The sequence below is a fragment of the Nocardioides sp. genome (genome assembly GCF_036274455.1).
Lineage (GTDB): Bacteria > Actinomycetota > Actinomycetes > Propionibacteriales > Nocardioidaceae > Nocardioides.
Map to the genome: position 1 here is coordinate 1 of NZ_DASUFR010000100.1, position 10,067 is coordinate 10,067.

Genomic DNA, 10,067 nt, shown 5'->3' on the forward strand with positions numbered 1-10,067 from the left:
TCAGGCCGGCCGAGGCCGGCCCTCGGTCGGTCCCGTGGCCGGGCAGCTCCCAGGCGGCGACGTCGAGCTCGTCGCGCAGCAGCGCGGCGCACGCGCCCCAGCACGCGTCAGCCGAGGTGCCGAGGGACGGGCCGAGCACCAGGGTGGTCACAGCCAGGTCCCCATCGCGTCGCTGTGGACCTGCAGCCCTTCGAGCAGCTCGGTCATCTGGCCGGCGGCGACCGCGGTACGCCGGACGAGGAGCCGCAACGTGTCCCACTCCGCGTGCCAGGCGCCGTCGGCGCGCTCGTCGACCTGATCGGCGGCTGCCACGTGCAGCGTCGCTGCCAGCATCGGAGTCGTGAGCGCCGCCCGGCGGATCAGCACGGACAGCACCGGGTTGTGCTTGTGCGGCATCGAGGACGAGCCGCCGCCGACGCCCTCGGAGAGCTCACCGGTCCGGCTGAGCTCCAAGACGTCCCGCGCGATCCGTCCGTAGGCATCAGTGAGCGAGACGAGGACGTCCCCGGCCCGGGTGATGGTGCGACGGGTGGTGTGCCAAGGTTCGTCGTTCGAGAGACCGAGCCGCTCGGCGAGCACGTTCCGACCACGGCGGTCGGTGCCGACCGGGCCCCCCTTCTGGACCGGGAAGTCGAGGCTGTCTAGGTCGGCGACGCCGTCGATCAGTCCGTGCCGCCACGTGGCCAGCTTGTCGCCAAAGGTGATCGGCTGAGCGGGCTGGGTCAGGGTGCGGCCCATCATCGGGGTGGTACCGACCTCGTCGATCAACGTCTCGATGCGCGCGATCTGCGCGCGGCCCACGGTCCGGAGCTTTGCGACGGAATCGCGCAGCATCAGCACGAGAGCGGTGTCGAGCACGTCCTGGCTGGTCAGCCCATCGTGCAGCGCCACGTCGGGATTGGCCTTCCGCAGCGCCTCGACGAGCGGGATCACGGGGTTGCCGCCGGACTCGGCGTCGAGCTCGCCGCCGGGGTCGGACAGCTCGGTGTCCGCCCAGGCCGCTTCGACGCGGACCATGGCGGCCCGGAACGCCGACTCTGTGAACAGGTCACCGGCGCGCCGCTCGCCGGGCCAGAAGAGCTCCGGCATCAGCGCTTGTGGCGCGGGTAGCTCAGGAAGACGGTCTCGCGGTCGCCCTGCAGGTGCACGTCGAACACGAAGCCAGTCTCGTCCCCGGTGGTGAGCAGCGTCGAGCGGCGGTCCGTGTCGACGGTCGCCAGGAACGGGTCGCCGGCGGCATCGGGGAGGTAGGCACGGGTGAAGAGCCGGTTGAGCAGCCCGCGCGCGAGGACGGTGAGCGCGAAGAACGACGTGCCCGGCACGATGGTCGTGAACGAGTAGTGTCCGGTGCGGTCGGTCGACGCCCGGCCCCAGCCGGTGAAGGTGTGGCCGTCGCGGCGCAGCGAGCCGGGCTCCTGCACGACGTTCCCCTCGGCGTCGGCCTGCCAGAGCTCGAGGATGGCGTCCGGGACCGGGGCACCGTCGCCGTCGAGGACCCGACCGTGCAGCCGCACCGAGCCCGCAGACCCGGGTGGGACCAGGTGCTCGTCGTCAGGGAACGGCAGCGCGTAGCCGAAGAACGGCCCGACGGTCTGGCCCGCCGTGGGGTCGAGCTCGGTCACACGTCCTCCATCGGGGTCCGGTGCGGGCCGGTGAGCACGACGTCCCAGCGGTAGCCCATCAGCAGCTCGGGCTTGGTGAGGTCGTGGTCGTAGGTCGCGACCAGCCGCTCCCGGGCCGTCGGGTCCACGACCGACTGGAGGATCGGGTCGAGCGCGAACAGCGGGTCGCCGGGGAAGTACATCTGGGTCACCAACCGCTGGGTGAGCTCGGTGCCGAAGAGGGAGAAGTGGATGTGCGCCGGCCGCCAGGCGTTGCGGTGGTTGCGCCAAGGGTAGGGACCGGGCTTGATCGTGGTGAACCGGTAGACGCCGACTGCGTCGGTCAGGCAGCGGCCCGAGCCGGTGAAGTTCGGGTCGAGCGGAGCCGGGTGCTGGTCGCGCTGGTGGATGTAGCGACCGGCCGCATTGGCCTGCCACACCTCCACCAGCTGGCCGCGCACCGGGCGCCCGTCACCGTCGAGCACCCGGCCGGTGACCACGATCCGCTCGCCCAGCGGGTCGCCGCGGTGCTGGATGGTGAGGTCCGCCTCCAGCGGGTCGACGTCCCGCTCGCCGAAGACCGGCGCCCACAGCTCGACGCCCTCGGGGTCGGCCTGGTGCGGCGCCTTGGTGGGGTGGCGCAGCAGGCTCGACCGGTACGGCGGGTAGTCCAGACGGGGCTGGGTCTCCGGCACGCCGTCCCAGGCCTGGGCGATCGCCCCGATCTCCTCCGAGATCGCGGCCTGGGTCGCCTCGGCGGCATCCGAACCGAGCGTCACCCGCACCACGGTAGGGCTGCTGCCGGGACAGCCCACGGCGGGTCGTTCCGACCAGTGGAAGGCCGGCGGCTTGGAGACTCGCTCAGCGCTCGACCATCCGGCCCAGCCCGTCGAGGACCAGCCCGAGCCCGAACTCGAACTCGTCGGCGAAGTCGTAGCCCGGCTGCAGGGCGTGCTGCTCGGCGAACTCGGCCAGGTGCGGGTACGCCCCCGCCATCGCAGCCATGATCGACTCGGCGACCTCGGCCGCACTGTCGGGACCCTCGAACGGCAGCGAGGACAGCTGGACCGCGAAGCCGTAGGTGAAGGCGTCGAGCACGGCGTACGCGTGCGCCGTCTCCACGATCGAGAAGCCGCCCGCCCGCAGCGCAGCGATCGTCGCGTCGTGGTGCGCGAGTGTGGCCGGCCCCGGGGTGGTCCGCGACTCCAGCAGCCCGATCGACCACGGGTGCCGGCGCAGCACCTCGATGGCCGAGCGCGCCCGCCGGGTCATCTCCGCCCGCCAGTCCCCGGTCGCCGCCGGCAGCTCGATCTCCGCGAAGACCAGGTCGACCAGGCCGTCGAGGATCTCGCCCTTGTTCGCGACGTAGTGGTACATCGACATCGGCTTCGTCCCGAGCTGTTGCGCGAGGGACCGGATGGTCAGCCGGTCCAGCCCACCGTCGTCGGCGACGGCCAGCGCGGCACGCAGGATGCGGTCGCGGCTCAGCGGCTCTCTGGACATCTCGTACATTGTACGATAGCGTCTTCGTACTTAGTACGAACCACTCCTGCGAGGCTCCCATGACCAGAACCACCACGCTCCCGACGTCGACGACCACGATGCGTGCCGTCGTGCAGGACCGGTACGGCGACGCCGACGTCCTGCGACCGTCCGAACGCCCCGTGCCCCGCGTGCTCCGCCCCGACGAGGTGCTGGTGCGCGTGCACGCGGCGGGGCTGGACCGTGGCACGTGGCACCTGATGACCGGGACGCCGTACGCCGTGCGGCTGGTGACCGGGCTGCGCCGCCCGAGGCAGCCGGTCCCCGGCCTCGACCTGGCCGGCACCGTCGAGGCCGTCGGCGCGGCGGTGGCGAGGTTCGCCCCCGGTGACGAGGTCTACGGCATCGGCACCGGGACCTACGCCGAGTACGCCGTGGCCAAGGAGGGCAAGCTCGCACCGAAGCCCGCCGGCCTGAGCGATCAGGAGGCGGCGACCGTCGCGGTGTCGGGGCTCACCGCGCTCCAGTCGGTCACCGACATCGCCGGCGTGCGCGCCGGGCAGCGCGTCCTGGTCACCGGCGCCTCGGGGGGCGTCGGCAGCTACGCCGTGCAGATCGCGGTCGCCGCCGGCGCCGAGGTGACCGGCGTGTGCAGCGCCGCGAAGGCCGACCTGGTCCGCTCACTCGGGGCGGCGCACGTCCTCGACTACGCCCGCGACGACATCGCCGGGACCGGCGAGCGCTACGACGTCATCATCGACATCGCCGGCGACGTCCCGCTCCCCCGGCTGCGCCGCGCGCTGGCCCCGTCCGGCACCGCGGTGCTGGTGGGCTCGGAGAACGCCGGCCGGATCACCGGGATGAGCCGGCAGCTGCTCGGCCTGGTCGTCTCCGTGTTCTCCCGGCAACGGCTGACCATGCGGGTGCCGCGGGAGCGGGCCGCCGACCTCGAGCGGCTCAGCGCACTCATCGAGGCCGGCCGGGTCACGCCCAGCGTGGGCGCGACCTACCCGCTCGCCGACGCGGCCGAGGCGATGCGGGACCTCGTCGCCGGGCGGGTGCGCGGCAAGGTCGCGATCGTGGTCACCTAGGAGTCTCAGAACGCGTCTGCTCGGCGCAGCGGCTTCGGCCGTCCGTCGGGGTCGTGGAGCCAGAGGTACGCCGGCAGGGCCAGCGTCCGCGCCAGCCTGCCGAGCCGCGGCGGATCCAGCCGACGGAGCCGGCCGGGCGGACGTGGCCCGACCCGGCCGCTCGCGTGCCAGGCGTCCAGCGCGGCCGCGCACTCGGCGTACGCCCGGAACATGCCGGCCGGGTCGAGGAGGTCGTCGGTCGACCGGCCCGGTTCCCGGTCGAGGTGCTCGACCGCGAGGGTCAGCCGGAGAGACCTGGCGAACTCACCCTCGGTGTCGATCACCACGGCGGAGAGCTCCGAGTCGTGGGTCCACGACCGCCGGTTGAAGTTGTCGGACCCGATGGTCGTCCAGGTGTCGTCGACGACGCAGGCCTTGGCGTGCACGTAGACCGGGGTGCCGACGTGGTTCTCGATGCCGTAGACGGCGACCCGGTCCGGTGCTGCCTCGGCCATGCCGGCCATCGCGCGGCTGCGGCCCACCAGCTGCGCGGTGCGGTTGAGGCCCTCGACGTCGGGGTGCATCGGCACCACCGCGATGACGTGCAGCTCGGGGTTGGCGCGCAGCGCCTCGGTGAGGACGCCGCCGACATGGTCGCCCCAGAGGTACTGGTCCTCGACGTAGACGAGGCGGCGCGCCCGCTGGACCGCCTTGGTATAGCCGCGGGCGACGCTCCGCTCGCCGCCCCGGGCGAAGTCGTAGTCGCGGCCCCGGCGCAGGTTCGGGTAGGTGCGCAGCAGCTGGACGACGTGGTGGCCACCGGGAACCCGTGGCGGCGGGGGCGCCTGGTCGGGCAGCGGGTCGGGCCGGGTGTCGAGGCCGCGGAGCCGGTCGCGGACCAGGAGGACCGGGCTCCGGCGCAGCGTGGTCGGGTCCTCCCAGCGCTCCCGGAACACGGTCTCGACGTCGTGGACGGCCGGACCGCGGATCGCGGCCTGGATGTCGTGCCACGGCGGCGTGTCGCCGTACTCCCTCGCCAGGTTCTCCTGGGGCTGCGGGTCACCGCCGTGGTCGGCGTCGTCGCGCCGGGAGTGGCACAGGTCGATGCCACCGACGTAGGCGATGTCGCGGGACGGGTCGTCGCCGTGCCGGATCACCACCATCTTCTGGTGGTGCGAGCCGCCGGTGCGCACCCGCATGTCGAGGATCGCCTCCACGCCACGACGCTGGAGGACCCGGCCGAGGTGCAGGTTCTCGTCCGCGGTGAACCCCGCGGCCTGCACGTGCGAGCGCCACACCAGCCCCCGGACGTCGACGCCCCGCTCGTCGGCGCGGCCGAGCACCTCGGCGACCTCGCTGCCCGGCTCGCCGGTGAGTCGTTCGTCGGCGTCGCCCTGCCAGTCGGTGAAGTGCACCAGGTCTCCGGCCCGGGTGGCCTCGAGCCGCTCGAACAGCTCGGCGTAGTAGGTCGAGCCGTGGACCAGCGCTCGGACCTCGTTGCCCTCCGACCACGCCTGCTCGCCCGGGTGCGCGTCGTCGAGCCGGGTCGCCGGGTTGCCTCGCTCCGAGACGGACAGCAGCCAGTCGGTGAGGTCGGGCACCCACGACCGGTACCCGTCCCCAGGGCTGCGGGCCGCCGTGCGCGCGTTCCGGTCAGTGGAAGACCGGGTGGAAGACTGGGCGCGTGGCCGGCAACGTCTCAGCTCCCGGTGCCACGGTCACCAGCCGGGCGCTGGCGCTGGTCGGCTCCTTCGACGAGGACCACCGGCGGCTCACCCTCACCGAGCTCGCGGGCCGGGCCGGGCTACCGCTCCCCACCGCGCACCGGCTGGTGGGGGAGCTGGTGCGGTGGGGAGCGCTGGCCCGGACCTCGACCGGCGACTACGTGATCGGCCGGCGGCTCTGGGACCTCGGACTCCTGGCGCCGCACAACTCCGGACTGGTCGAGCTCGCGTCGCCGTACCTCCACGACCTGTACGGCGCCACCCTGGCCACGGTCCACCTCGCCGTGCGCGAGGGCACGGAGGTCCTGTACGTCGACCGGCTGCGCGGCAGCACCTCCGTCCCGATCGTCAGCACCGTCGGCAGCCGGCTGCCGATGCACGCGACCGGCGTCGGCAAGGTGCTGCTGGCCTTCGCACCACCGGACGTCCAGCGCGCCGCGCTCGCCGACCTGACCCGGATCACGCCGTACACGATCACCCAGCCCGGGACCCTCCGGCGTCAGCTCGCAGCGGTCCGGCGCGACGACTACTCGACCACCGTCGAGGAGATGAGCCTCGGTGCCTGCTCGGTCGGCGTCCCCGTGCGGAGAGGGGACGACGTGGTCGCCGCGCTCGGCATCGTGGTGCCCAGCCTCGAGCGGGACCGGGCCAGGCTCGTCTCCGCCCTCCACGTCGCCGCCCACGGCATCGGCCGTGAGCTCGCGAGGGCGCGGTCGGAGTAGGTGCGGGGGGTGGCGCCATGGCGCCGATGGGAGTAGGCAGGGGATCAACCGGCGGCGCCGGTCTGGGCGCTGCCCCGTCCCAGAGAGGAGTGCGCCGTGTTCGCACGTTCCACCACGTTCCACGGGATGCCCGGCAACATCGACGCCGGCATCAGGTTCATCAAGGACGAGGCCGGGCCGATGCTCGAGCAGATCGAGGGCTGTCGCGGCCTCTCGATGCTGGTCGACCGCGACACCGGGCAGTGCATCGCCACCAGCTCCTGGGACGACGAGGCGGCCATGCGCGCCAGCGATGCGCAGCTGCGCCCGCTCCGCGACCGCGGGCGGGACATCCTCGGCGGGTCCATGCAGGTCGACGAGTGGGAGATCGCCGTCATGCACCGCACCCACCACGGCGAGTGCTGCCGCGTCAGCTGGCTGCAGGGCGACATCGACGCGATGACGGAGACGGTTCGCCTCGGGATCCTCCCGATGATCGAGCAGACCGACGGGTTCTGCAGCGCCAGCCTGCTCGTCAACCGGTCGACCGGCCTCGGCTGTGCCACCACGGCCTGGGAGAGCCGCGAGGCGATGGAGGCCAGCCGTGCATCGGCCGACGACATGCGCGCCCGGACCGCGAGTGACGCGGGCGGCGAGGTCGTCGAGGTGCGCGAGTACGAGCTGGCCTACGCGCACCTGCACGTTCCTGAGATGGCGTGAGCCGTCGGAGGAGGTGAGCTTGGTCGCCTGATCGGTCGCGGCGCTTCCGGATCAGAACCTCACGTACGCACTGCCACCCAGAGCTCCTCGGCGGGCCATCGGGTCGCCCAGTCCTTCGACACGATCTCGTAGAAGGAGTGGTCGTCACCCTCTGGCGGGGCGTAGATCTCGTGCAGCGCCGCGACCGCGAAGCCGGACCCATTCAGCAGCCGCACCCAGTCCCCGTGCGAGGGATGGAACTCGACCCCTCCACCGGGCCAGCGCACGCGGTACGCCTCCCGCTGACCACGCAGCAGGCGGTCGCCCGCAAACCCTTCCTCGAGCGGGACGCACAGCGCCGACAGGTGGCTGTTCGTCATGAAGACCAGACGTCCTCCCGGTCGTAGCAGGCGAGCTGCTTCGGGCAGCCACAGCTCGGGGTCGCACCACTGGGCGGCTCCGTGCTCACTCACCACGAGGTCGTACCGTCCGCTGGCCAAGGGGACCCGCTCCCCGTCCGCCTGGACCAGAGGGAACGCCGGTCCGACCTGGGCCTGCATCCGGCGCGCGGTCATCAGCTGCTCGTGCGAGATGTCGACCGCCACCGGCATCGCCCCGGCCCGGGCGAGCCACGCGGAGAAGTAGGCGGTACCGCACCCTAGCTCCACGACGTCGAGCCCCTGGACGGGACCGAGGACCCCGAGGTCCCGCTCCGGGACCGCGAAGAGCCCCCAGACCGCGCTCGACCGCAACCACAGCTCCTCGGCCGCCGCGTCGGTGAACCGCTCGTTCATCACCGCCCACAGTGCCTGGTTCTGCGCCTTGTCGGAGTCCCAGACCTCGGTCACCCGATCATGCTGACACCGCGCCGTTCCCAGTGCCACGCAGCCGGGGCTACGTCGTACGACGGTGCTCGGTTCATCGCCTCGGATGAGTCCTTTCCCATGCCGTGACTTCCGAACTTGGCGGGCGAGGCCGCCGTGTTCCTCGCACATGTGCTCAGCCGACCCCGAAAGGAACCCACATGAACAACCGGACCAACCCTCGCCGCAGACGAGCTGCCATGCTGGCCGGAGCCGCAGTCACGTCGTTGACCGCGGCGCTCGCCTTCGCCTCGTCGGCATCAGCAACGACGACCGCCCAGTTCACCAGGGGCCACCGGGTCCTGACGATCTACGGCGACGCCGGCAGCAACGCCATCACCGTCGGCCGTGACGCCGCCGGCGTCATCGACGTCAACGGGGGCGCTGTCGTCGTTCACGGTTCACGCGCCACGGTCCACAACGTCGACCGGATCGTGGTCTTCGCAGGCGCAGGCAACGACCGCGTCTTCCTCGACGAGACGAACGGGCCGCTGCCGAACGCGAGCCTTCGTGGCGGAGCCGGCGACGACGCTCTCTTCGGCGACTCGGGCGCGGATCGGCTCTACGGCGGCCGCGGGAATGACGCCCTCATCGGCGGCCCCGGGAGCGACCGGTCGCTCGGCGGAGCGGGCGACGACCAGCTGATCTGGAACCCCGGCGACGGCAGCGACCTCAACGAAGGTGGCGACGGCTCGGACGCCGTCGTGGTGAACGGAGGCGGCGTCGGTGAGGCGTTCACGGCCACGGCCAACGCCACCCGAGTGCGGTTCGACCGGGTGAGCCCCTTGCCGTTCAGCCTCGACATCGGCACCAGTGAACGGCTGGTGGTCAACGGAAACGGCGGCGACGACTCGTTCACGGCATCCGGCGACCTGGCCTCGCTCATCGCCCTCGACATCGACGGCGGGACGGGGAACGACCTGATCAATGGCGGCAACGGCAACGACACGCTGACCGGTGGGCTCGGCGATGACACGGTCGACGGCAACGGCGGCGCGGACACCGCCGCCCTCGGTGACGGCGACGACACGTTCGTGTGGGACGCCGGCGACGGGAGCGACATCGTCGAGGGAGAGACCGGTCAGGACGCCCTGGTCTTCAACGGTGCAGCAGCAGCGGAACAGCTGACGCTCTCGGCCAACGGCACTCGTGCACGGCTGGCGCGCGACCTCGGACACGTGACCATGGATCTCGACGGCATCGAGCTGGTCGACACGAACGCCTTCGGTGGAGCCGACACCGTCACGATCGACGACCTGTCCGGCACCGACGTCACCGAGACCGACGTCGCCCTGACCGGTGCACCCGGTGGCAAGGCCGGGGACGCGACCGCGGACTCCGTGGTCGTGAACGCCACCGACGGCGCCGACACTGCAACGATCACCGGCGACGAGGACGACGCCGTCTCGGTGTCCGGACTGCACGCCCTCGTGCAGGTCTTCGCCTCGGACGGGCCGTCCGACACGCTCACCTTCAACGCGCTCGGCGGCGACGACACCGTCGACGCGACCGGGCTGGCCGCGGGCTCCATCGGGCTCACCGTGAACGGCGGCGACGGGGCCGACGTCCTCTCCGGCGGCCCGGGCACCGTCCTGAACCAGTAGGTCACCGGGTCTACGCACGCCTGTCGACCGGGCCCGCCGCGGCGGGCCCGGTCGCAGTGCTCAGCCCAGCCGCTGCAGCACCTTGACGTGGCTTGGCTCGAGCTCGTCGAGGGTGCGGACGCCGAGCAGCCGCATGGTCCGCTCGACCTGGCCGCGCAGGATCTCGATCGCCCGGTCGACCCCGTCGCGGCCGCCGGCCATCAGGCCGTAGAGGTAGGCCCGGCCGACGAGCGTGAAGCGGGCGCCGTGCGCGACCGCGGCGACGACGTCCTGGCCGGACATGATGCCGGTGTCCAGGTGCACCTCGACGTCCGAATGGTGCG

The 10,067-nt window shown here is 72.4% G+C and carries 11 protein-coding genes; 4 read left to right on the forward strand and 7 right to left on the reverse strand.

What is annotated here, in order from left to right:
- Positions 1-147: 147 nt before the first annotated feature.
- The 4 genes from VFV89_RS09815 to VFV89_RS09830 form a co-directional block, all read right to left on the reverse strand.
- Positions 148-1,089 carry a lyase family protein gene (locus tag VFV89_RS09815; RefSeq protein WP_329705750.1) on the reverse strand — a complete coding sequence of 314 codons (942 nt, stop codon included), beginning with the start codon at positions 1,087-1,089 and terminating at the stop codon, positions 148-150.
- Complete coding sequence (gene pcaG, locus VFV89_RS09820; protein WP_329705751.1) at positions 1,089-1,622, reverse strand: protocatechuate 3,4-dioxygenase subunit alpha; 534 nt, start codon at positions 1,620-1,622, stop codon at positions 1,089-1,091. The genes VFV89_RS09815 and pcaG overlap by 1 nt, the downstream gene beginning before the upstream one ends.
- Complete coding sequence (gene pcaH, locus VFV89_RS09825; protein WP_329705752.1) at positions 1,619-2,380, reverse strand: protocatechuate 3,4-dioxygenase subunit beta; 762 nt, start codon at positions 2,378-2,380, stop codon at positions 1,619-1,621. Before pcaH ends, pcaG begins: the two co-directional genes overlap by 4 nt.
- A gap of 82 nt (positions 2,381-2,462) precedes the next feature.
- The gene (locus VFV89_RS09830; protein WP_329705753.1) at positions 2,463-3,104 is read right to left on the reverse strand and encodes a TetR/AcrR family transcriptional regulator C-terminal domain-containing protein; all 642 of its coding nucleotides are present in this window, start codon (positions 3,102-3,104) and stop codon (positions 2,463-2,465) included.
- Positions 3,105-3,163: 59 nt separating this feature from the next.
- Between VFV89_RS09830 and VFV89_RS09835 the strand changes: the two genes are divergently transcribed.
- Entirely contained in the window at positions 3,164-4,174 is a 1,011-nt protein-coding gene (locus tag VFV89_RS09835; RefSeq protein WP_329705754.1) for an NAD(P)-dependent alcohol dehydrogenase, read from the forward strand.
- 5 nt (positions 4,175-4,179) lie between these two features.
- On the opposite strand, the gene VFV89_RS09840 is transcribed toward VFV89_RS09835, so the two are convergent.
- Positions 4,180-5,754 (reverse strand): phospholipase D family protein, encoded by a 1,575-nt coding sequence (locus VFV89_RS09840; protein ID WP_329705755.1) that lies wholly within the window; start codon positions 5,752-5,754, stop codon positions 4,180-4,182.
- Between the two features lie 83 nt (positions 5,755-5,837).
- Between VFV89_RS09840 and VFV89_RS09845 the strand changes: the two genes are divergently transcribed.
- Together VFV89_RS09845 and VFV89_RS09850 are read left to right on the forward strand one after the other, a co-directional pair.
- Positions 5,838-6,599: an IclR family transcriptional regulator gene (locus VFV89_RS09845; protein WP_329705756.1), complete on the forward strand. Its 762-nt coding sequence runs from the start codon at positions 5,838-5,840 to the stop codon at positions 6,597-6,599.
- A gap of 96 nt (positions 6,600-6,695) precedes the next feature.
- Positions 6,696-7,298 carry an antibiotic biosynthesis monooxygenase gene (locus tag VFV89_RS09850; protein WP_329705757.1) on the forward strand — a complete coding sequence of 201 codons (603 nt, stop codon included), beginning with the start codon at positions 6,696-6,698 and terminating at the stop codon, positions 7,296-7,298.
- 59 nt (positions 7,299-7,357) lie between these two features.
- Here VFV89_RS09850 and VFV89_RS09855 read toward each other — a convergent pair whose 3' ends face one another.
- Positions 7,358-8,125: a class I SAM-dependent methyltransferase gene (locus tag VFV89_RS09855; protein ID WP_329705758.1), complete on the reverse strand. Its 768-nt coding sequence runs from the start codon at positions 8,123-8,125 to the stop codon at positions 7,358-7,360.
- 215 nt (positions 8,126-8,340) lie between these two features.
- Here VFV89_RS09855 and VFV89_RS09860 point away from each other — a divergent pair, with 215 nt between their 5' ends.
- A complete protein-coding gene (locus VFV89_RS09860) occupies positions 8,341-9,744 on the forward strand; it encodes a calcium-binding protein (protein WP_329705759.1) in 1,404 nt (467 codons plus the stop codon).
- Positions 9,745-9,804: 60 nt separating this feature from the next.
- Here VFV89_RS09860 and VFV89_RS09865 read toward each other — a convergent pair.
- Positions 9,805-10,067, reverse strand: a 263-nt coding sequence (locus VFV89_RS09865) for an alpha-hydroxy-acid oxidizing protein (protein ID WP_329705760.1), incomplete at its 5' end; no start/stop codon positions are given.

What these genes read in the sequence shown, in the direction of transcription:
- VFV89_RS09815 (WP_329705750.1), bottom strand. Translation starts at nt 1,089, where the DNA reads ATGCCGGAGCTCTTCTGGCCCGGCGAGCGGCGCGCCGGTGACCTGTTC.
- VFV89_RS09830 (WP_329705753.1), bottom strand. Translation starts at nt 3,104, where the DNA reads ATGTCCAGAGAGCCGCTGAGCCGCGACCGCATCCTGCGTGCCGCGCTG.
- VFV89_RS09835 (WP_329705754.1), top strand. Translation starts at nt 3,164, where the DNA reads ATGACCAGAACCACCACGCTCCCGACGTCGACGACCACGATGCGTGCC.
- VFV89_RS09860 (WP_329705759.1), top strand. Translation starts at nt 8,341, where the DNA reads ATGCTGGCCGGAGCCGCAGTCACGTCGTTGACCGCGGCGCTCGCCTTC.